Origin of the sequence: Leucothrix arctica, from assembly GCF_003172895.1 — a bacterium.
Classification (GTDB): domain Bacteria; phylum Pseudomonadota; class Gammaproteobacteria; order Thiotrichales; family Thiotrichaceae; genus Leucothrix; species Leucothrix arctica.
The window spans coordinates 370,279-392,128 of sequence record NZ_QGKL01000042.1 but is presented as its reverse complement, the minus strand read 5'-3'; the positions used below and the strand labels follow the sequence as shown (position 1 = coordinate 392,128).

The window sequence follows — 21,850 nt, the reverse complement described above, 5'->3', positions numbered from 1 at the left end:
AGAATTCCTTTTCCTATTAATTTATCCGGGGGAGATAAATACATGCTGCAACACGTCCTTGTGCTGCAGCGGACTAAGAGTTCTTCCTCCATATCCTGAGACTACAATCAGAACACAAAGTTTAAGACATTGCGCTCGTAGTTTTTTATGAAGGTATTTGAAAAATTTTATTCTTTGTTATCGAAAAGATCTTCAGTGATACTTTCTGATGTTTCAATTGGTTTGTTTTTAAGCGGTTCTGGGGTTTCGCTGTTAACAGCACTCAAAAGTGGCTTTTTAGGCGCATCTTTAGTTAGTTCAGGGTAAATCTCATCAAGGTTCTTTAGCTCTGGTAGTGCTGGTAGCTCATCTAGCGAGTTAAGGTTGAAATAATCTAATAGTTGCGGCGTTGTACCAAACATCTCAGGACGACCTGGAACTTCTTTGTGCCCAACAACCCTAATCCACTCACGCTCAACCAGTGTTTTGATGATGTTAGAACTCACCGCTACACCACGCACTTCTTCAATTTCAGCACGAGTCGTAGGCTGGCGGTAAACGATCAAAGCCAATGTTTCTAGTAGCGCACGTGAATAACGCGGTGGCTTTTCGTCCCAGTGCTTAGATACCCAGTATTTATACTCTGAGCGTGTTTGATAGCGGTAACCATTAGCTACCTGCTTAAGCTCAAAACCACGTCCTTCACAACGTCCAGATAGCTCAGCCAAAGCTTGTCGTACCGCCACTTTAGTCACTAATTCTTTCACGGGGAAATACTTCATCAGTTCTGCAAACGATAGTGGCTTTTCAGCACTCATTAAAATCGCTTCAAGTACTCTGACTAACTCACTCGGATTCATCTAAACCAACCTCTTCTGAAGCACTAACGGGTATTACATATATTGAACCAAAAGGCTCATCTTGCTTTAGATCAATCACTCGAGATTTTAGTAGCTCAAGTATCGCCATAAACGTCACAACAACACCCAAACGGCCTTGCTGACTGAGTAGTAATGACTCAAATGATACAAACTCACCAATCTTTAAACGATCAAGTACATCCGTCATACGCGCGCGTATTGAAATAGTTTCACGTTTGATTTGATGACTAATCTTGAGGTCAACACGCTGTAAGATATCGTTAAATACGTGCATTAACTTATCTAAACTGACCTCTGGCTGTGGGATTTCTTTTTCCTCAGTCACAGGGGTAATTTTAATAACACTAAAGTCACGCTCTTCACGATCTAGGTCATCAACGTCCTCAGCTGCTTTTTTAAAGCGCTCATACTCTTGCAAACGACGGACTAACTCAGCACGAGGGTCTTCTTCCTCTTCTGCGTTAGATCGTTGTGGTAGTAACAAGCGCGACTTGATCTCAGCTAATAAAGCCGCCATCAGCAGGTACTCTGCTGCAAGGTCAAGGTGCTGTTTATGCATAACTTGGACATACGCCATGTACTGAGTGGTTATTTCAGCAATAGGAATATCTAGGATATTGAGATTTTGGCGACGAATCAGGTAGAGCAAAAGATCGAGCGGCCCCTCAAAGCTATCTAAAATAACTTCAAGCGCATCCGGAGGAATGTATAAATCCTCCGGAAACGTAGTGAGCTGCTCGCCTTGCACAATAGCTAACGGTAGCTCCTGCTGAACAGGCGCTGTCGTATCAGTAGTAGACACTAAGTTTTATCAGCCGTATTAACGAGAAAAGCTTGAGAAGCGCATTGCTTCAACAACGTCATCCAATGTTTCGCGAGCAACATCACGTGCTGCTTCACTGCCATCGGTAATGATTTGACGGACTAGCTGGCGGTCTTGTTCAAACTCTTCAGCACGGTCACGCATTGGCTTTAGCTCATTGATGACTGCATCGATTACTGGTTGCTTACACTCAAGACAACCAATACCCGCAGAGCGACAACCCGTTTGTACCCAGTCTTTAACTTGGTCATCGGAGTAAACGATATGGAACTGCCATACTGGACACTTATCTGGATCACCCGCGTCAGTCAAACGAACACGTGCTGGGTCCGTTGGCATTTTACGAATTTTTAGCTCAACGTCTTCAGGCGCATCGCGTAGTGCGATAGTGTTGCCATAAGACTTAGACATCTTTTGACCATCAAGACCCGGCATCTTAGACGCAGGCGTTAAGCGAGCTTGAGGCTCAGGTAGGATGATCTTACTGATTCCTTCAAGGTAACCAAATAGACGCTCTTGATCACCGACAGAAATATTCTGCTGCGACTCAAGTAATGCTTTAGCCACTTCTAGTGCTTCAGCATCGCCCTGCTCTTGGTAAGCTTTACGATAGTTACGGTATGCCTTAGCATTTTTCTTACCCATCTTTGAAATAGCTTCTTCAGCACGCTTTTCAAAATCAGGCTCACGACCATAAATATAATTAAAGCGACGGGCTACTTCACGCGTCAGCTCGATATGTGAGACTTGATCTTCACCTACTGGTACGTAATCAGCTTTATACATAAGTATGTCAGCAGATTGCAGTAGTGGATAACCTAGGAAGCCATAAGTCGCTAAATCTTTCTCACGTAACTTAGCTTGCTGGTCCTTGTAAGTAGGGACACGTTCTAACCAACCAATCGGCGTCATCATAGACAACAGCAAATGCAACTCTGCATGCTCTGGGACTTCTGACTGCAAGAAGATTGTTGCTGAGCTTGGGCTAATACCTGCTGCCAACCAATCGATAACCATATCTTCAACATGTTCAGGTGTGCGACTTGGGTCATCGTAATGCGTGGTTAGCGCATGCCAATCTGCCACAAAGAAGAAGCACTCATAGTTGAGTTGCATTTCCACCCAGTTCTTTATAACACCGTGGTAATGTCCAAGGTGAAGTCGACCAGTGGGGCGCATGCCAGAAACGACACGTTCATTGTGTGATGGATTGGTGCTCAAGAATTTACTCTCATTAGTTAATATATTAGATACAGTATAAAACAGCTATCAGTGACGTACCAGCCAATCAACCTCACCTTTACCTTCACGCAGTACAACTGGATCATCATCAGTTAAGTCAATCACGGTAGTAGGCAGGTGCCCGCTATAGCCGCCATCAATAATTAAATCGACATGATTTTCAAGTTGTAGCTGGATCTGGTATGGATCAGTCATTGGAAACTCGTCATCTGGCATTATTAATGTACTCGACATTAAAGGTGCTTGAAGCTCTGTTAACAATGCTTGTGTAATTTGGTTGTCAGGTATGCGCAAACCAATCGTTTTACGACGGGCATTTTGCAAACGCTTCGGCACTTCCCCGGTAGCCGGCAATATAAAGGTAAATGGGCCGGGTGTCTGTGCTTTAAGTAGACGGTAGTTAATATTATCTACCTTAGAATACTGCGCAATCTCCGACAGGTCACGACACACTAGTGTGAAGTTGTGATCTTTGTTTAATTGACGGATTCTACGGATTCGTTCTGCTGCTTGCTTATTGCCTAACAAGCAACCAATTGCGTAGCTAGAATCTGTAGGATAGACGACCACGCCACCTTTGTTTATAATTTCCACAGCCTTGGCAATCAAACGGTGCTGTGGATTATCTGGGTGGATCTGAAAATACTCGCTCATATCACTGCCAAGCTCGGAAAAATCGGTTATTCTACACTATGATTTTTTAGGTTTGTACGATAGATGTGCATCAATCTCTATATTAATAAGGCTTAATTTGCGAAACTGCTCTAAAACTGTTCGAATAGAGTGGCAATAAAGGCTTTGTATTACAGGAATTTTTTATGCTCTATGCAGTTATATCTCAAGATATTGCAAATAGTTCAGAAAAACGGGCAAGTGTTCGCTCAGCTCACCTTGAGCGATTAAATAAGTTGAAAGATGAAGGACGCTTAGTAATAGCGGGCCCTCATCCAGCAATTGACAGTGAAGACCCGGGTGAAGCTGGATTTACTGGCAGTTTGATCGTTGCGGAATTTGATACCTTGGATGCCGCTCAGGCTTGGGCTGATTCAGATCCTTATATTGCCGCGGGCGTTTATAAAAAAGTGACCGTAAAACCATTTAAAAAAGTGTTACCTTAAACTTAGGATTATAAAAAGACATGATAATTACAAAAAAACTACTTATTGCGGGTATTAGCGTTGCATTAGCAGCTGGCTTATCACAGGTTGCATTCGCAGATAGTCACGCAGAAAAGAAGCCTGCTGAAACGACAATTGAAGTTATGGCACCAAGCAAAGCGGTTGTTGCTGTGGTAAATGGTAAAGAAATTACGCAAGACGTACTTAACCAGTACCTGAGTGTTGTACAGCGCTCTGCAGATCCTAAGAAGAACGACCCTCGCGCTGCACTTGATGACCTTGTTGCAACTGAGATTGCACTTCAAGCCGCTGGTGAGACAGATATTCTAGAGCGTGCTGAGATCAAGCAACGTATCGAAGACTTTACTCGTAATATTCTACTAACGACTTGGACGAAAGAAAAAGTTGAAGGGTTTGAGGTTACTGATGAAGAAATCACAAAGGTTTATGAAGAGCGTGTTCAGAAAGACGCGAATGACGAGTTTAAAGCACGTCACATTCTTCTGAAGACTGAAGACGAAGCAAAAGCAGTTATCGCTGAAATTGCAGCGGGTGCAGACTTTGTTAAAGTTGCTGAAGAAAAATCAACAGGCCCTTCTGCAAAGAACGGTGGTGATTTAGGTTGGTTCAAATCAGCGACAATGGTTAAGCCATTCTCTGATGCGGTTAAAGGCATGAAGAAAGGCGATGTATCTGCAGAGCCAGTTAAGACGCAGTTTGGTTTCCACGTAATCAAACTTGAAGAAACTCGTCCTGCTAAATTGCCGCCAATGGACTCTCTTAAGCCACAGCTAACGCGTATGTTGGCACAGCAAAAGATGATGGCATTTATGGATGAGATGAAAGAAAAAGCTGAGATCAAAATCATGCTGCCAGAAATTAAAGTACCAGCCGTTGAAGTAACTGCTGAACCAGCAAAATCGGAGTAATAGTATGAAGTCTGCATGGAAAGCATTTCTGATCGACCAAGGTGCAGAGTTCGAAGAGGAACGCCTAGTATCATTTGGCAACCCTAACCGTGAAAGACGTATCGCACCTCAGGGTGCGGTACTGTCTAACTTGGCTGATCGTGGTTTACTTGAAGTGAGTGGCGCTGACGCTGAAAGCTTTTTACAAAATCAGCTGACAAACGACATCACAAAAATTGACGATAAAACGCATCAGCTTACTGCTTGGTGTAGCCCTAAAGGCCGTGTTATCGCTAACTTTCGTGCGTTTAAGCGTGGTCAAAGCATCTTCTTGATTATGTCTCGCGACATGGTTGAGACGGTTATGACTAAGCTAAGTCGTTACATCATGATGTCTAAGGTATCGATCAGTGATGCTACGGACAGTCTTGTACACTTTGGCTATGCGGGTGAAAACGCACAGTCTGACCTAGAGTTGATCTTGGACAAAGTACCGACTGAACCCAATCAAACAATGAGTGTTGGGCAGTTAACGATTCTTCGTTTGCCGGGCAATACACCACGTTTTGAAGTGTTTGGTGATGTTGCTGAAGCTTCTGCGTTATGGGTTAAGTGCAACGTTCGCGCTGCGCCTGTGAGTAGCCAAGCATGGGATTACATTAATATCCTTGCGGGTCGCCCTGTGATTACGGCTGAAAGTACTGAAGTCTGGATTCCGCAGATGATAAATCTGACGGATATCGATGGCGTAGACTTTCAAAAAGGCTGCTACCCAGGTCAAGAAGTGGTTGCCCGCTTGCATTACTTAGGTAAAAACAAACGTCGTATGTTTAATGTGGAAATCACAACACATGACGTGCCGAAAGCTAATGACAGTATCGTTTTAGAAGACGGAACTGAAGTTGGTAAAATACTTAATGCAGTTATTAATCCTGATGATAATGTGCAAGCATTGGTAATCCTTAAGATTGCAGATAGTGAAAAGCCATTGTTTTTAGCGCAAGGTGAAACCCTCGCTGCGATTAAGGTACTCACACTGCCTTACACCGTTAATGACGACAGCTAATATTGTATTAATCCACGGAGTTCTCATGAACTCTGTGGAAATGCTCTACCTTAATCACCAACTCTCCAAGGCTAACTTCACTGTTCACAGCCTGTCCTACCCTAGTGCTAAGCACGATATCGCTCACAACACTCAGTTGCTCAAGCAAAAGCTCCTAGCGCTTAACTTAGATAGTACTTACATTGTTGCACATAGCCTCGGCGGCATAATGTCCATGCACTTGTTGGCGCTAGATGGCTTACCAAAAATAGAACGCATTGTTTTGTTAGGAAGTCCGCTTAATGGAAGTTATATCGCTGATAAGTTTATGACTTGGCCACTTGTTAATAGATTGCTGAAAAACAGTATGGGTAATGGCTTAGACGGAAACTTCACAATGCCCAGTATGCCTTATGAAATCGGCATGATTGCAGGGGTAAGTGATTCATTAGGAGTTGGTACGCTAGTAGGTGGTTTACCAGAAGAAAGCGACGGTACGGTTCTCCTGAGTGAAACACAGCACGAAATCTTGAAAGAACACATAGTGGTAGATAAGAACCATACTGGTTTATTGTTTTCTAAAGATGTGGCTGATTTGACGGTTAGTTTTTTGAATACGGGCAGCTTTCAATAAACTTAGAAACTAACTTATCAACTTCACACCTACTCAAAGTAGTATTAATCTTCTTTAAAAGGCTACCTCTAGCCTCTAAAACCCTAAAGGCAACTTCCCCGTTTCCTCACCAAATATCAGCCCAGCTTTATATCATATTTTCACCTTTTAATTAGTATAGTTTTGCTCATCCAACGAGTTACTTTTATGCCTTAAAAGCCTAGTAAAACCTCCCTATTTCCACCTTTCTACCACTTCTTGATATATATCAAGGACGACTTCCTAGTTCTCATTTATAAAGCAGTTTAAACCACCCTAATAGATGAGTTACTAAGGAGCATTAGTATCATGATCGCACAAGAAATAGTCGATATATCGCGATTGCAGTTCGCAACAGTAGCGTTATATCACTTTATATTTGTACCCCTAACCCTAGGAATGACCTTCCTGCTAGCCATTATGGAGTCGGTCTATGTCATGACCGGTAAGCAGGTCTACAAGGACATGGTTAAGTTTTGGGGAAAGCTATTCGGTATCAACTTCGCTTTAGGTGTTGCTACTGGTTTGACCATGGAATTCCAGTTCGGAACTAACTGGTCGTATTACTCACATTATGTGGGTGATATTTTCGGGGCCCCGCTGGCTATTGAAGGTCTGATGGCTTTCTTCTTAGAGTCTACCTTTGTGGGTATCTTCTTCTTCGGTTGGGATCGTTTAAGCAGAGTGTCGCACTTAACGGTTACTTGGCTGATGGCGATTGGAACAAACTTTTCTGCGCTTTGGATTTTGATCGCAAACGGCTGGATGCAAAATCCTGTTGGGGCTGAGTTCAATGTCGAAACCATGCGGATGGAGATGACCAGTTTCACCGAGATTCTATTTAACCCAATCGCACAGGTGAAATTCATTCACACCGTGTCTGGTGGTTATGTAGCGGGTTCTATGTTCGTTTTGAGCATCAGTGCTTGGTACTTGCTAAAAGGTCGTGACACAGGCTTTGCGAAGCGTTCATTCGCGATAGCAGCCGGTTTCGGTCTAGCGTCTATTCTGTCCGTTATCTTGCTGGGTGATGAGAGTGGTTATGAGACGGGTGAGCTACAGAAAGCTAAGCTAGCAGCGATTGAAGCTGAGTGGGAAACAGAGCCTGCACCTGCAGCGTTCACCCTATTTGGTTTTCCTGATCAGGAAGCTAAAGAAACACATAATGCGGTTAAAATCCCTTATGTGATGGGCATCATCGCTACTCGCTCTTTTGATGAAGAAGTAAAAGGCTTAAACGACATCATCAAGGAAAACGAAGTTCGTATTCGTGATTCTAAAGACACTTACGCGCTGTTTGAGAAAGTCCGTAAAGGTGAAGCGACTGAGGCTGAAAAACAAAGCTTTGAAGAAACCAAAGGTGAGTTAGGTTACGCGTTACTCCTTAAACAGTATGCACCGAACGTAGTTGATGCGACTGAAGAGCAGATCAAAGCGGCTGCTGAAGGTTCTATACCTCATGTAGCACCTGTGTTCTGGTCATTCCGCATCATGGTTGCTTGTGGCTTCGCTATGCTGGGGCTTTTCTTGCTTGCCTTTATATTCACGGCTCGCCGTACTGCGTTTAAAAAGCGTTGGTTCTTATGGTTATCATTCATCAGTCTGCCACTGCCGTGGATTGCGATTGAAACCGGTTGGGTAGTTGCTGAGTATGGTCGTCAGCCTTGGGCAGTCGGTGAAATATTACCAACTTCTGCAGCAGTATCATCTCTGACTTACAACGACATCTTGTCTAGTTTGATTGGCTTTGTGATTTTCTACACCATCTTGTTGATCATCGAAGTTTACTTAATGCAGAAATTCGCGCGTCTTGGACCGAGCAGCCTACACACTGGCCGTTACTTCCACGAAAAGCCTGGTGGCTCTATGTACCATGCGCCTTCGACTAACCCAGAAGCTGAGCTACTGTAAGGAAATTTGTTATGGAATTTATTGATTATCCAACACTGAAAATGGTGTGGTGGTTATTGGTTGGGATCCTCTGGTTAGGCTTTGCCATGACCGAAGGCTTCGACATGGGTGTCGGCATCCTGTTGCCTTTCGTAGGTAAATCAGATGAAGAGCGTCGAGTGGCGATTAATGCAGTTGCGCCTCACTGGGATGGTAATCAGGTTTGGTTGATTCTAGCCGCTGGTGCAGTGTTTGCAGCTTGGCCAATCTTGTATGCGACGGCTTTCTCAGGCTTTTATTTAGCACTGATGCTGATGCTGTTTTCATTATTCTTCCGTCCGGTTGGTTTTGATTACCGCTCTAAGCTAGAACACAAGCAATGGCGCAGCACTTGGGATTGGGGGTTATTCATCGCCGGTGTGGTTCCTCCGCTCATTCTTGGTGTCGCGTTTGGTAACTTGTTCTTAGGGATACCTTTTCATTATGACGACTACTTGCGTTCTTATTACGAAGGTAACTTCTTCGGCTTGCTACACCCATTTGCAGTACTGTCTGGTTTGCTAGCAATCTCTATGTTCACAATGCATGGTGGTGCTTACTTGATGATGCGTACGCGTGATGATGTTCAGTCACGTGCTCGCAAATACACACAGTGGGCTGCTTTAGCGGTATTAGGTTTGTTTATCATTGAGGGTATTTGGTTGTACTTCGGTATTGATGGCTATGTCATCACTAGCGTAATTGATCAAGCTGCTCCAGCAAACCCATTGAACAAGACTGTTGAGATCGTTGAAGGTGGTTGGTTTAATAATTACTCTGAGTACCCACTCACTATGATTGCACCAGTGGTTGGTATTGCAGCGGCAGCGGGCGCTTACCTAATGGCTAAGCTTAACAATGCTGGGACTGCATTTGCTTTCACGACTGTTAGCATGTTCGCTATTATTCTGACTGGCGCATTTGCATTGTTCCCGTTTGTGTTTCCTTCAAGCACTGACCCTAGCCACAGCCTGACAATTTGGGATGCTGCATCAAGTGAGCTAACCTTATCGATTATGTTGTTTGCAACGGTATTGTTTATCCCTATTATTTTGATCTACACCGTATGGTGCTACGTCAAACTTTGGGGTTCTTATGGTGTTGAAGATATCCGTGCTAACGAGCACTCACTTTACTAAAAGGAGCTAATCATGTGGTATTTTGCTTGGTTACTAGGCGTTTTATTGGCCTGTGCTTTCGGCATCATTAACGTGATGTGGTTAGAACTAAACGGCTTGGATGATGATGAGAAAGAAGACTAATAATGTCTAAGGTGACTGATGCAGCTATCCCTGCATTTTTAAAGGCCCAAAAGCCATTGGCAGGTTCATATTTGAAACTGTCAGTGGGTTTGGGTTTGCTTTCAGGTCTGTTGCTTATCGCACAGGCCTGGAGCCTTGCCAGTATTATTAATGCAGTGATTTTTGAGAAGGCAGCACTTGCTGATGTCGTTCTCTATCTCGCTGCATTACTGGCCATATTTTTACTTCGCGCTGCACTAAACTGGGCGTCGGAGCAAACGGCTGTTATAGCGGCCATGCGGGTCAAACGTGACGTACGTAAAAGGTTACATCAACGATTGTTTGATGGTGGCCCGCTATTATTAAATGATGAACGCAGTGGCGAGTTGGTCAACACGCTCGTTGACGGTGTTGATGCGCTTGAAAATTACTACGCACGATACCTCCCAGTTATGTCATTAGTAGCGTTAATTCCTTTATCAATTCTTGTGTTTATCTTTCCTATTGATTGGATTTCAGGACTAATCTTAATGGTGACAGCACCATTGATTCCGTTCTTTATGATCATGATTGGTAAAGGCACTGAACGGCTTAATAAGAAGCAATGGCGCAAGCTGGCACGTATGAGTGCGCACTTTCTGGATATGATTCAGGGTTTAACGACGCTTAAGTTGTTTAATGCGAGCCGTCGTGAAGCAAAGGTCATTGCAAAAATTTCAGATGATTATCGTCGTAGTACGATGTCAGTATTACGTGTGGCATTTTTGTCATCACTGCTGTTGGAGTTTTTATCAACGGTGAGTATTGCGATGGTCGCGGTGATCATTGGTTTCCGTTTGATGTATGGTGAAATGGACTTCTTTTTTGGGTTCTTTGCGTTGCTATTGGCACCGGAGTTTTATTTGCCGTTGCGCAATATGGGAACGCATTATCACGCACGAATGGAAGCGATTGGTGCGGCTGAGAAGATGGTTGAAGTACTTGGGGACTCAGTTTCTGACCCGAAACTAGCTCCTACTGTTGATCTCAAATCATCAACAAAGACAACGGAACAGGTGAACACTGCCACTTCTAGTGAACGAGATGCATCTAGCCAACTTAATACATCAGGCTCTGTCAGCATTGATTTCAACGGGGTTAGTTTTGACTATGAAGTTGGCCGCCCTGCACTTAAAAATATTAGCCTCAGAATAAAGCCTAATGAGAAAATTGCTATTGTTGGCGGGAGTGGTGCAGGTAAAAGCACGCTAATGAATTTGTTATTAGGGTTTATCACGCCACAATCTGGTGAGATTCAAATTAATAACACACTACTACAACCTCAACACCTCGAAGCATGGCGTAAGCAAATCGCTTGGATGCCACAGAAAGCGCATTTATTCCATGGCTCGGTTCGAGATAACATTTATTTAGGCCAAGACGACGCCAACCAGCCAGCAATGGAAGCGGCCGCTAACGCTGCACAAATTTCAGATTATATAGAATCACTTCCAAATAGGTACGACACGCATGTCGGAGAGCGTGGCGCAGGTTTATCGGGTGGGCAAATTCAACGAATCGCACTAGCACGCGCATTTCTAAAAGATGCGCCTGTGATGTTGTTAGATGAGCCGACGGCACATCTTGACCAAGAAAGTGAGCAGAAGATTCGCCAGAGTTTAAAGAGACTGTCTGAGAATCGTACGGTGATTAGTATTGCACATCGTTTAAATACGGTTGAGCAAGCGGATCGTATTGTATTGCTAGATGCTGGTGAAATACTGGCGGTAGGCACTCATGAAGCGCTACTTGCAGAACAGCCATTGTACAAAGAAATGGTGTCACGATTTCAAGAAGGTGCACTATGAGTAACTGGCAAGTCACCAAGCGACTTCTAATACTGATGCGTCCTTGGTACGGCTGGATGTTGTTAGGCACCCTGCTTTCGTTGATTACTATTATTGCCAATATCAGTTTGATGGCACTGTCTGGCTGGTTTATCGCGACCATGGCGATGGCGGGTATTTCGGGAGCGAGTGTTAATTACTTCACCCCTGCTGCTGGTATCCGTGGGTTTGCTATCGCGCGTACTGCGAGTCGTTACGGTGAGCGCCTAGTAACGCATGAAGCCACATTCCGACTGTTAGCCACATTGCGAACTTGGTTTTATGAGCACCTTGAGCCGCTTGCACCTGCTATTTTACAAAATTACCGAAGTGGTGACTTGTTAAGTCGTATCCGTGCAGACATTGATGCATTGGAGAACTTCTATCTGCGAATTTTAGCGCCGCTCTTAGTGGCCGCGATTACCAGTCTAATCATTCTATTGTTCTTATTGCAGTTCAGTACTTTATTAGCCTTAATCGAGCTGGTGTTTTTAATGATCGCAGGCATCGTGGTGCCGCTATTTGTTAACAAGCTAGCGCAGCAAGCCTCGACACGACAAATTGAAACCAATTCTGAACTACGCTCTGCGGTTATTGATAGCACGCAAGGTATGAGTGAGTTATTGATTTACGGTGCGGCAGTTAAGCAAACTGAGCGTGTGAATGCGCTCAGTGATCAGTTGTTAGATGATCAACAGCACTTAGCAAAATTGAATGGCGGCTCAGCCTCAGCACTTGGTTTATGCGCCAATTTGACAATGTGGTTGATGTTGATTGTGGCTATTCCAATGGTGACATCAGGTAATCTTGCCCCGGCAAATCTACCCATGCTTGCGTTATTTGCGCTCGCTAGTTTTGAGGCGATTTTACCGTTGCCTCTAGCATTTCAAACACTCCCCGGTACGCTGGCTGCAGCTCGGCGCTTATTCGAGATAGTGGATACAAAACCAGCAGTAATTGAGCCTGTTACTCCAGCGGTTATGCCGGAACGGTTCGATATTGAAATAGACAATGCCAGTCTGTGCTACCCAATTAGCCAAATCAATGCGCTAGAGTCTATTAGTCTCAGCATTCCCCAAGGTACTCACCTTGCGATTGTTGGTCCAAGTGGTTCTGGTAAAAGTACATTGATCAATGCGTTAATGCGTTTTTGGCCTATCGAGTCTGGCAGCATTCAATTGGACGGTGTCAATATCGAGCAATTTAGTGGTGAAGACTTACGCTTACAGTTTGCCGTAGCGACACAGCAAAGCACCCTATTTAACAGCACCATCAAACGTAATTTGTTATTGGCTAAGCGTGATGCGACTGATGACGAAGTTGTACAGGCGTGTAAGTTGTCACAGATTCATGAGTTTATTGAATCATTGCCCGAAGGCTATGAGACTTGGATTGGTGAAGCGGGGCATAAATTATCTGGCGGGCAGATTCGTCGATTAGGTATTGCGCGTGCGCTATTAAAGCCTGCGTCGGTATTGATTTTGGATGAGCCAGGTGAAGGCTTAGACAGTGTCACTGAGCAGAAAATGCTTCAAGCGATTAGTGAAAATGCTAAAGGTAAGACCTTAATATTGATCACTCATCACTTGGTTGGGCTTGAGAATATGGATCAAATAGTTCAATTAGAACAGGGGCATATTGTAAAAGACCAATAATCTAGACTATCCTATACCCTCGAATTAATAGTTACGCGGGTGCGTTTGGGAGTCTGGGGAAACATGGCAAAACTACAAGGTAAAGGCAACTGTCAGACCTGTCCTATCCGCTATCGCAGTATTTTTGCAGACATCCCTGAAGATAAACTACCAGAAGTTATAGGTGACTTTCGCACATCTATTCTCACTTTAACGCATAATGAAGTCATTTATTCTGAAGGTGATGCACCAACACATACCTATACTTTGCGCAAAGGCTTAATCAAACTCACTAAATCCTTACCCGATGGTCGCATCCAAATCGTGCGAATTATTGGTCACGGAGAGCTATTTGGTTTTGATGGTTTGGCTAACGAAAATCATAACCATACTGCTTTAGCACTGACAGACATTGAAATTTGTAAACTACCCATGTCAGGTTTAGAGAGAATTCGTATCAATAATCCTTCGGTTGATAAAGCCATGATGCAAGGCTGGATTCAGGGTTTGAGAGCTGCGGAAAACATGCTGTTGGATTTGGGTGCAAAGAAAGCACCAGAGCGCCTCGCCAGCTTCTTGCTTAAATGGTGTAAAGATACAGAGCAAGGCCAGTGGATAGATTTACCATTGTCTCGTACTGAAATAGCAGAGCTATTAGGGTTAACCGTTGAAACAGTGAGTCGGTTTTTATCTGACTGGAAGCGCAAAGGCTATATTGAAGACACCCGTAGCACTGTCCGATTAGTTGATTCTGACGGGTTAAACCAAGTGGTTGATGGTTATTCTAAATAAGCTTCAACTTCACAATCGTTGGTAATTGCTTAGTCACTTTAATCCGCCCTATAGCGTTAAAAGTCAGGTAATCAGAGCTTCTAAGGCAGGTTTTTGAGCCAATCCAGCGACGAGCCATCCCATACCTGAATCTCAATAAAATTTTCAAAGTCTTCATTAGCATAGTTCTTATACTCCTTTCGAAAGTCATCATTCGGAAGTCCGTACTTCTCAATTAGCCTATGCAATTTTTATATATCTGTTAGTAATGAAGCTTCTTTGTCAGCCAATAATCCTATTGGAATACCATTTTCGTTCACCACTACTACCTTTTCTATTCATACTGTAGTCATTAAGTAATATACTAGGCACTGCATTGAAAACGATGCTCTAATATTACCTGAAATTTAAACCATAGGAGGCAAATCGTGGGCCAAAATATCTCGAATACCGAATTGAAAACTCAAGTTGTACGCCCGAGTTTCGATAGGTCAGCTTTAAAGTCCCGAATTGTCCACATTGGTTTTGGCGCATTCCATAGAGCGCATCAAGGTTTATACACCAGTGAAATGCTAGAAAAAACAGGCTTAGACTGGGGAATCTGTGAGATTAGTTTATTTGGTGTTGATCTCATTAAGCAGCTACGTGCTCAAGATCACCTCTACTCAGTATTAGAAAAAGACACAGACACCATCACTGCAAAAATCAGTGGCTCAGTGGTCGAGTCAGTACATCCTAAGCTAGACGGCACACAGGCCGTTTTAGATAAAATGGCAGAGCCTCAAGTCGCTATCGTCTCGTTAACGATTACTGAGAAAGGCTATTGTGCTGATTTAAGTACAGGTCACTTAGACCTAAATAACGCATTGATCATCGCTGACCTAGCAGAACCACAAAGTCCTAAGTCTGCCATTGGTTATATTGTCGAAGCACTGCGCATACGTAAAGAAGCGTCAATCACACCGTTTACGGTAATGTCTTGTGACAACGTACCTGACAACAGTCGTGTTGCTAAACAAGTCATTCTTGATTACGCAAACCAGCTTGATAAAACACTGGGTGCATGGATTGAGCAGAACGTCACCTTCCCTTGCACAATGGTTGATCGCATCGTTCCTGCAATCACCGACGAAAGCTTTACCGAGCTAACCGAACACCTAGGCGTTAATGACCCTTGTGGTATCGTTTGTGAGTCATTCTCCCAGTGGGTTATCGAAGACGATTTCGTCAACGGCAGACCCGAGTGGGATGCTGCCGGCGCAACGTTCGTTAAAGACGTTAGACCCTTTGAAGACATGAAGCTTCGTCTACTTAATGGTAGTCACTCATTCTTAGCCTATCTAGGTTATTTGGGTGGTTACCGCTACATCTACCAAACAATGGCTGATGACGCCTTCCGTAGTGCGACACTAAAGCTCATGTTGGATGAGCAAGCAGTGACATTATCAATGCCTGAAGGTACAAACCTTAGCGCATACGCAAATATGCTAATTTCACGTTTTTCAAACGCAAATATCAAGCATGAGACATACCAGATCGCTACTGACGGTAGTCAGAAATTGCCACAACGCATGTGTGAATCACTTCGTTTCCACCTAGAAAACGGCACGCCAACGCCTTGGTTGATTCTGGGTATGGCTGGCTGGATGGTTTATGTCGGTGAGCAAGATGAAAAAGGCGAAAAAATCATTGTTAACGACCCTATGATCGAACAGCTTAGAGAAGCTTATAGCGGTGCGGAAACCGCTGACGAAATCGTGCTTGCCCTACTCGGTTTAAGCAATATCTTTGGCACAGACTTAATCACGAACAAGACGTTTGTAAGCACCCTTACCAACGCTGTCGATCAATTGAAACAATTTGGCGCTCAAGCCGTTGTTGTTAAAACGCTCCAATCCACTCTTTAAATACGCGGAATTATTATGAATTACACAAACAAGCTCGTTCGTTTCCCACCAAACCGCGTATGGCGCACCTACACAGGTGGCATGATTCTGGATCAGATGGAAAACAAGGAAGTACCAGAAGATACTCACTTCCCTGAAGACTGGATTGGTTCAACAACACAAGCACTAAACCCTGATAGAGAACACATCGTTGAAGGTGTTTCTCATGCGGTTGTTGGTGAAGACACTATCCGTTTTGATGAGCTACTTAAGTTAGATCCTAGTTACTTCTTAGGCGCAAAGCACACAGAAGCATTTAAGCTAAACCCAATGCTACTAGTGAAGTTTTTAGACTCATCGGTTCGTTTGCACTTTCAAGCGCACCCGACAGCTGAGTTCGCGCGTGAGTTCCTAGACAGCGACCATGGTAAGGCTGAAGGTTATTACATCCTAGATGTGCGTGAAGGTCATGACCCTTACGTTTATGTTGGCTTCCAGCACCCGCCAACCCGCGAAGCGTTTAAGGAAATGATTGAGTCTCAAGACATTGACGCAATGGAAAAGTGTTTTGAGAAAGTCCCTGTAAAAGCGGGTGATTGCTTATTTATCCCTGGCGGCTCACCTCATGCGATTGGTGAAGGTATTTTGATGGTTGAGATCATGGAGCCTTCTGACTGGGCTGTACGATTTGAATTTACAAAAGCCGGTTACACGATGCCTGAGTCTGCGCGTTTCATGAAGCGTGACCTAGAGTTCTGTATGGATGTGTTTGACTTCACACAGTTATCAGTCGCAGAAGCGATTGAGAAGTTCTATCAGCAACCACATCCTGCGCGTAATTACTCTGACACGTCATTTCAGGAAACATTGATTGATGAGTCTGCGACGGACAAGTTCCGCGTTAAGAAGTCGACGATCAATGGAACAGTTGATAAAGCTGAAGATGACTTTTATATCGGTATCGTAGTGAAAGGCGAATGTACGATTACGATTGGTGAAGAGACGACTAAGCTTAATAAGTTAGACCGATTTCTCTGTCCAGCAGGTGTTGATGCCGCGACTATTAGCTCTGAAGCAGGTGTTGAGATTCTTGAGTGTTACCCGCCAGCAGTTAAGTAATAACTGGATGAGGTAATATTTAGACCAAAAAAAGGCGCCTACTAAGGGCGCCTTTTTTATGCGTTGTGTGTCCCGTCTTGAAAGACGTTTAATCTCAGATTACTGAGGTTAATGACACAAAACAGGTATTCATTACTTTGCGTTTTGAAGCACTCTAAGCTCTTCACTTAGTACTTTAATTTTTGCTTCTAGTGACTGAGTCGTTAGCTTTGACGAAAAAGCAATTCCATTTGTCTTTGTACGCTTTGAGTTCCAGCTTTCAGCGCCTCTTTTAGAGTCAGCTAGCTGAGCTTTCATGTCATTTATTTCTTTTAGTAGTGTTTGTTTTTGAGTCATCTGTTGTAACCAACTTATAATTAATAAACGTAGCGCCTTATTTTCTGCATAAATAACTGATTTATCTATGAAAAGGCACTACTAAATACGTATGGGTCGACATTATACAGGAATTATATAAATTGTTAGCGCTTATCGACTGCTTTTACTCGGGTAAAGTGACTTCAAAAACAGTCCTAAACCACCAAAAGCCAATACAAGAATGACGATCAAATCAAACGCTGACATGCGTTGGAAGCTAAAGTTTACGCTAGCAATAGCACCGAAGATAAGTGAAGCGACAGACCCACCAGCCAGTATCCAGCCTAAATAACTCTTTGAGTTATAAAAGATAAAACCGACACCAAAGATAAACGGAATCATAATCATACCGCCGGTAATATTCAAGCCACCTGCGTTAAAAATGCTACTTCCAAAGCCAAATCGGGAACGAATAACGATTGAGCTTAGTAACATATAGAAACCCGTACACATCATGATTAGTCCAACAAAAAACGACATGAGTCCACCGTCTGAACCGCCTGCTCCACGCATAGTGTTTACCTGATTTATGGTTATAATTAATTCTAAACTGTATGTTATCAAACTACGCCACTGAAACGAATTTTTCAAAATGAAAGGTATCAAGTCAATTAGGCATACGCTGCCAACATCTAACGTTGTCACCCTTTCTTTAGACTGCGACCTCTCGGCTCATCCCCTTCGTGTAGTACAGCGTCAGAATGCAAAAACTCAGCAGCATCAGCAGAGTCCTTAACTTTGGCCGCACTGCGTTCTAGCATTTCTGATTCAAATTCCGTTAATACACTTTTCCTAATTCCCTCTCCTCGCCATTGTTTATAAGGACCACAACCCTTAGAAATAGCACGAGCCAGCGCTAACGCATCTAACAATGCTTGATTAGCACCCTGTCCTTTAAATGGACTCATAGGGTGAGCCGCATCACCGATCAAGGTGACTTGTTGCGCTTTTTCCAATAACTCTGATGCAAGCAATGCACGATCATATACAGGGTAACCCGTAATATTTGACTCTAGTGTAGCCGACAATATCTGAGGAATAGGATCGTGCCACTGCGTTCTACGACACGCTTCCTGTTTAAGTGCTTTCACTCCTAGCGTACTTAATGCTTTAGCCTCATCTTCTGGCATTGGGAAGCTTAGCTGCCACATGACTGACTCTGAGTCATAAGGCATCATGTAAATACGCTCATTGCCATTAGCAGTTTGAAACACGGTGGCTGAGTCTAGTAGCTCACTCTCAAGACCATCAAGTGCAGCTAATGGGCAAATACCTAAGATGACAATACAACCGAGGTAGCGTAATGGACTAACGTCCTCACCGATTAATAAACGTCTTACGGTACTGCGAATCCCATCAGCACCTACAATAATATCTGCCTTGGCGTGTTTAAGTGTGCCATTAACTTCAAACGTTAACTCAGCGGCATCACCTTTGTTCTGGCCTTCCTTAAATTCGACGAGTTGGTGCCCCCACTTTATTGCATCATCGCCATCGAGTTGTTCCAGTAGCGCTAAACGTAAAGACTGTCGGGCAATATGAATATTAGTTCGCTTCACCGATGTTTTCGCGTCTGACTCCAGCCACTTTCTCATGCCCCACTCGCCGATGACTTTGCCATCGGTTGTGTGAACGACGTGTCGTGTAGAAATCACGCCTTTATCTAATGCAAAAATGCCTAACCCTTCAATCGCTTTACTCGCTTGTTGTAGAGTCAGTCCATAACCCTGAGAACGGGCTTCAAAACCATTATCTCGCTCATACAGCGTAAAAGGAATGCCTCGGTGTAAACAGGAAGTAGCTAGCGCACCCCCCCCTATTCCTCCGCCGATGATGGCAACATGGGGATAGTTTTCTTTATCGGGTAGTGGGTAGTTTGCAGCAGGAATCAGGCTTGAGCCGGAACAGTTTGAACAAGCGTCTAAGTGACCGACAGGACGAACAGGCGCAGGCCCTTCTTTATTCGACTTCTCAAAGGTTTCTAACTCACGTTGAAAGCGGAGCTTCACTTTTTTTCTGAGTCTTTTGTTCTTTTTGCCACGCCCCTGACATTCTGGACAAATAATCCAGCAAGTCTCTTTATTTTCCAAGATGTTCACTTCCGATTAGTTTGGTGAACGATATCAGATTTACGAGGTAGTGATATAGAAACAGTGATATCACAGCTCAGTTTCAAATTAAATGAAGCATAAAAGGGTTAACGTAAAAGTACCTAGTTTCAATTGACTTGGCATTTAAACTAGTTATCATGGTAACTATATTTAAATCAAACGAGACAAAGTCATGAATAAGCACACTTTTATCTTTGCAAAGATAACTCCAAAGAATGAATTTTTTGACGCTGCAAGAGACGCCATCACAGAAATTATCCCACAAACTCGCAATGAATCTGGTTGCATAGAGTTCACACTTCATCAAGATGGAAGTGGTAGTTTATATTTATACGAAGAGTGGGCTAGTGATGAGGCTCTAGAGCTTCATCATTCGATGGATTACACAAAAGCTGTTTTTGAAGCGTACAAATCTTGGTTAGCTGTAACACCAGAAATTACTAAGCTTATGAAACTAGCATAAGGGCGTGTTCTTTTTAAAGGAATTGCCAACAAAGGCAATGATAGATAAATATACAGGTCATTTATCTACTCATGAAAAAGATTCGATCGAAGAAGCTCTCAGGGTAATGAGAAAAGCTAGTCTATTAGTAAGAAATATAGAAACCTATTTCTCAGCTCATAATCTTTCTCAGCTTAGATTTTTGATACTTATCGTTATTGATCGTGAAGCAAATAGAAGTAGTCTTTATGCTCACGAAATAGCCACACGGCTTGATGTATCAAGACCAGTCTTAACAAGGACACTAAAAAAGTTAGTTGAAGATGGTTTACTTACTTCAAGTAATGATGAAGAGGATAAGAGATCAAAGAAAATAGCGCTAACTGAAAAAGGTGCTTCATGCTTATCAGAAGTCCTTCCCGGTTATTTCAGCGAAATTAATAAACTGATGGGTTGAATACGAAAGAAAATATTGTACATGGCTACCACTCACTACCATCTGGGTAAAGCTGCTCAAATTTAGCGTATTGATCAGGGTGATTTTTAGCAATCCAAGTGCGAATATTTTCGACGTTTCCTTTATACCTTAAATAATCCACTAAACTATTAATCGTAATATCAGTACCTTGTGATTGAGGGTGCTCATTCATCTTTATAATGACTCCATGGTCCCTCTTTTTCATTTCCATATACAACATCAACTCATCATGCTCACAATTAGTAATTTCATATTCCCAACAAGACATCAAATTACCCTTAACTCTTTTCATGAAAAAAGCATGCTTTAATGCGACTTAGTTACGTCTATTTAAGCATAATAGTGAGGCCGTCAGTAAACATTGGGATTGGGCGGCTAAAGTTATGGACTATGACAAAGAAATTACCAGCCTTTAAACGCAAAAACGCCAGCGCTAATTGTTTTACTAGACCCTTCACAGTTGCTAGTTACAATTAACGCTGACGTTCTCAGTAAGTCTTATTTAATAAATAATGACTTACTTAGGCGCTTTAGCGAAACGTAGGTAAGGCAGTTTGATATCTAGGTCGCCGAACTGCTCTTTACCTTGCTCATCACTTAAACCAAGACCAACGATCACGTCTTGACCTGGTACCCAGTTTGCAGGTGTTGCAATTGACGCACCATCTGTAATTTGGATTGCATCTAGCGCACGTAAAATCTCAGCAAAGTTACGGCCAACAGCCATAGGGTATGACATCGTTAGACGAACTTTCTTGTCTGGCCCAATGATGAAAACAGTACGTACAGTTGCGCTATCAGCAGGTGTACGACCGTCTGGCATGTATGCATCAGCGGGTAACATGTCATAAAGCTTAGACACAAACAAAGTCGTGTCGTCGATGATTGGGAAATCAGCAGGAGCACCAGAAAAAGACTCAATGTCACGCTTCCACTTCACATGCTCTTCAACAGTGTCTACAGATACGCCCATAACCTTAGTGTTACGCTTGTTAAACTCTGGTACTAGTTGAGAAACAGCACCAAACTCTGTCGTACATACAGGCGTAAAATCTTTAGGGTGTGAGAAAAGGATCGCGTAGCTGTCGCCAATCCAATCGTGAAGGTTAAGCTCACCTGCCGTTGAATCTACAGTGAAATCAGGTGCAACATCATTAATACGAATAGACATAATTTTATACTCGGTTGTAGGTTATTAGCCTTTAACTATAGTCTGCCCTATATTGAGCACATTGATATTTATCAAGTAAGGTAAATATAATTGCTAATCGTTAACTATCCGTATTACCCACAAACTGTAGACAGCAGGTATAGTTAGATTTAACAACTAACAACGTTAAGTACTGATGCATTTGTCCTGTGTCGTACT

Annotated in this window: 23 protein-coding genes; 14 read left to right on the top strand and 9 right to left on the bottom strand. The window is 43.2% G+C overall.

The features are described from left to right. Window positions 1-167 precede the first annotated feature (167 nt). From scpB to DKT75_RS18895, 4 genes are read right to left on the bottom strand one after another with little or no spacing between them, the layout of a single operon-like run. A complete protein-coding gene (gene scpB / locus DKT75_RS18910; RefSeq protein WP_109825744.1) occupies window positions 168-839 on the bottom strand; it encodes an SMC-Scp complex subunit ScpB in 672 nt (223 codons plus the stop codon). Continuing rightward, window positions 826-1,662: a segregation and condensation protein A gene (locus DKT75_RS18905; RefSeq protein ID WP_109825742.1), complete on the bottom strand. Its 837-nt coding sequence runs from the start codon at window positions 1,660-1,662 to the stop codon at window positions 826-828. Before DKT75_RS18905 ends, scpB begins: the two co-directional genes overlap by 14 nt. Window positions 1,663-1,680: 18 nt before the next feature. Next, window positions 1,681-2,904, bottom strand: coding sequence for a tryptophan--tRNA ligase (locus DKT75_RS18900; RefSeq protein ID WP_109825740.1), 1,224 nt, complete (start codon window positions 2,902-2,904; stop codon window positions 1,681-1,683). A 48-nt stretch (window positions 2,905-2,952) separates the two neighbouring features. Continuing rightward, window positions 2,953-3,579: an L-threonylcarbamoyladenylate synthase gene (locus DKT75_RS18895; RefSeq protein WP_109825737.1), complete on the bottom strand. Its 627-nt coding sequence runs from the start codon at window positions 3,577-3,579 to the stop codon at window positions 2,953-2,955. A 164-nt stretch (window positions 3,580-3,743) separates the two neighbouring features. On the opposite strand from DKT75_RS18895, the gene DKT75_RS18890 reads away from it, so the two are divergent. The 12 genes from DKT75_RS18890 (at window position 3,744) to DKT75_RS18835 (ending at window position 17,093) form a co-directional block, all read left to right on the top strand. After that, window positions 3,744-4,043 (top strand): YciI family protein, encoded by a 300-nt coding sequence (locus DKT75_RS18890; protein ID WP_109825734.1) that lies wholly within the window; start codon window positions 3,744-3,746, stop codon window positions 4,041-4,043. Window positions 4,044-4,063: 20 nt separating this feature from the next. Continuing rightward, window positions 4,064-4,972, top strand: a complete 909-nt coding sequence (locus tag DKT75_RS18885; RefSeq protein ID WP_109825731.1) for a peptidylprolyl isomerase — start codon at window positions 4,064-4,066, stop codon at window positions 4,970-4,972. Window positions 4,973-4,976: 4 nt separating this feature from the next. Beyond that, entirely contained in the window at window positions 4,977-6,017 is a 1,041-nt protein-coding gene (gene ygfZ, locus DKT75_RS18880) for a CAF17-like 4Fe-4S cluster assembly/insertion protein YgfZ (protein WP_109825728.1), read from the top strand. Then, window positions 6,004-6,630 (top strand): esterase/lipase family protein, encoded by a 627-nt coding sequence (locus DKT75_RS18875; protein ID WP_342767374.1) that lies wholly within the window; start codon window positions 6,004-6,006, stop codon window positions 6,628-6,630. The genes ygfZ and DKT75_RS18875 overlap by 14 nt, the downstream gene beginning before the upstream one ends. Before the next feature lie 327 nt (window positions 6,631-6,957). Then, window positions 6,958-8,559 (top strand): cytochrome ubiquinol oxidase subunit I, encoded by a 1,602-nt coding sequence (locus tag DKT75_RS18870; protein WP_109825723.1) that lies wholly within the window; start codon window positions 6,958-6,960, stop codon window positions 8,557-8,559. A gap of 11 nt (window positions 8,560-8,570) precedes the next feature. Further along, on the top strand, window positions 8,571-9,716 hold the full coding sequence (gene cydB / locus DKT75_RS18865) for a cytochrome d ubiquinol oxidase subunit II (RefSeq protein WP_109825721.1): 1,146 nt from the start codon (window positions 8,571-8,573) through the stop codon (window positions 9,714-9,716). 12 nt (window positions 9,717-9,728) lie between these two features. Next, complete coding sequence (cydX, locus tag DKT75_RS18860) at window positions 9,729-9,839, top strand: cytochrome bd-I oxidase subunit CydX (RefSeq protein WP_109825718.1); 111 nt, start codon at window positions 9,729-9,731, stop codon at window positions 9,837-9,839. Window positions 9,840-9,841: 2 nt separating this feature from the next. Beyond that, window positions 9,842-11,665 (top strand): thiol reductant ABC exporter subunit CydD, encoded by a 1,824-nt coding sequence (gene cydD / locus DKT75_RS18855; RefSeq protein ID WP_109825716.1) that lies wholly within the window; start codon window positions 9,842-9,844, stop codon window positions 11,663-11,665. Continuing rightward, on the top strand, window positions 11,662-13,338 hold the full coding sequence (gene cydC / locus DKT75_RS18850) for a thiol reductant ABC exporter subunit CydC (RefSeq protein ID WP_109825713.1): 1,677 nt from the start codon (window positions 11,662-11,664) through the stop codon (window positions 13,336-13,338). Before cydD ends, cydC begins: the two co-directional genes overlap by 4 nt. A gap of 63 nt (window positions 13,339-13,401) precedes the next feature. Beyond that, the gene (locus DKT75_RS18845; RefSeq protein ID WP_109825710.1) at window positions 13,402-14,109 is read left to right on the top strand and encodes a Crp/Fnr family transcriptional regulator; all 708 of its coding nucleotides are present in this window, start codon (window positions 13,402-13,404) and stop codon (window positions 14,107-14,109) included. A gap of 407 nt (window positions 14,110-14,516) precedes the next feature. Further along, window positions 14,517-15,995, top strand: coding sequence for a mannitol dehydrogenase family protein (locus tag DKT75_RS18840; protein WP_109825707.1), 1,479 nt, complete (start codon window positions 14,517-14,519; stop codon window positions 15,993-15,995). A 15-nt stretch (window positions 15,996-16,010) separates the two neighbouring features. Then, window positions 16,011-17,093: a class I mannose-6-phosphate isomerase gene (locus DKT75_RS18835; protein WP_109825704.1), complete on the top strand. Its 1,083-nt coding sequence runs from the start codon at window positions 16,011-16,013 to the stop codon at window positions 17,091-17,093. A 132-nt stretch (window positions 17,094-17,225) separates the two neighbouring features. Here the strand turns inward: DKT75_RS18835 and DKT75_RS18830 are convergent, their stop codons facing one another. The 3 genes from DKT75_RS18830 to DKT75_RS18820 all read right to left on the bottom strand — a co-directional run bounded on the left by DKT75_RS18830 (window position 17,226) and on the right by DKT75_RS18820 (window position 19,540). Continuing rightward, complete coding sequence (locus DKT75_RS18830) at window positions 17,226-17,429, bottom strand: hypothetical protein (protein ID WP_109825702.1); 204 nt, start codon at window positions 17,427-17,429, stop codon at window positions 17,226-17,228. 132 nt (window positions 17,430-17,561) lie between these two features. Then, window positions 17,562-17,963 carry a hypothetical protein gene (locus DKT75_RS18825; RefSeq protein WP_109825700.1) on the bottom strand — a complete coding sequence of 134 codons (402 nt, stop codon included), beginning with the start codon at window positions 17,961-17,963 and terminating at the stop codon, window positions 17,562-17,564. A 128-nt stretch (window positions 17,964-18,091) separates the two neighbouring features. Then, window positions 18,092-19,540 (bottom strand): FAD-dependent oxidoreductase, encoded by a 1,449-nt coding sequence (locus DKT75_RS18820; protein ID WP_109825698.1) that lies wholly within the window; start codon window positions 19,538-19,540, stop codon window positions 18,092-18,094. Between the two features lie 193 nt (window positions 19,541-19,733). Here DKT75_RS18820 and DKT75_RS18815 point away from each other — a divergent pair, with 193 nt between their 5' ends. After that, entirely contained in the window at window positions 19,734-20,024 is a 291-nt protein-coding gene (locus DKT75_RS18815) for a putative quinol monooxygenase (protein ID WP_109825696.1), read from the top strand. Between the two features lie 4 nt (window positions 20,025-20,028). Beyond that, complete coding sequence (locus tag DKT75_RS18810) at window positions 20,029-20,460, top strand: MarR family winged helix-turn-helix transcriptional regulator (RefSeq protein ID WP_109825694.1); 432 nt, start codon at window positions 20,029-20,031, stop codon at window positions 20,458-20,460. 25 nt (window positions 20,461-20,485) lie between these two features. On the opposite strand, the gene DKT75_RS18805 is transcribed toward DKT75_RS18810, so the two are convergent. Next, the gene (locus DKT75_RS18805; RefSeq protein ID WP_146201407.1) at window positions 20,486-20,749 is read right to left on the bottom strand and encodes a hypothetical protein; all 264 of its coding nucleotides are present in this window, start codon (window positions 20,747-20,749) and stop codon (window positions 20,486-20,488) included. 249 nt (window positions 20,750-20,998) lie between these two features. Beyond that, window positions 20,999-21,652 (bottom strand): peroxiredoxin, encoded by a 654-nt coding sequence (locus DKT75_RS18800; protein ID WP_109825690.1) that lies wholly within the window; start codon window positions 21,650-21,652, stop codon window positions 20,999-21,001. Between the last annotated feature and the right edge of the window lie 198 nt (window positions 21,653-21,850).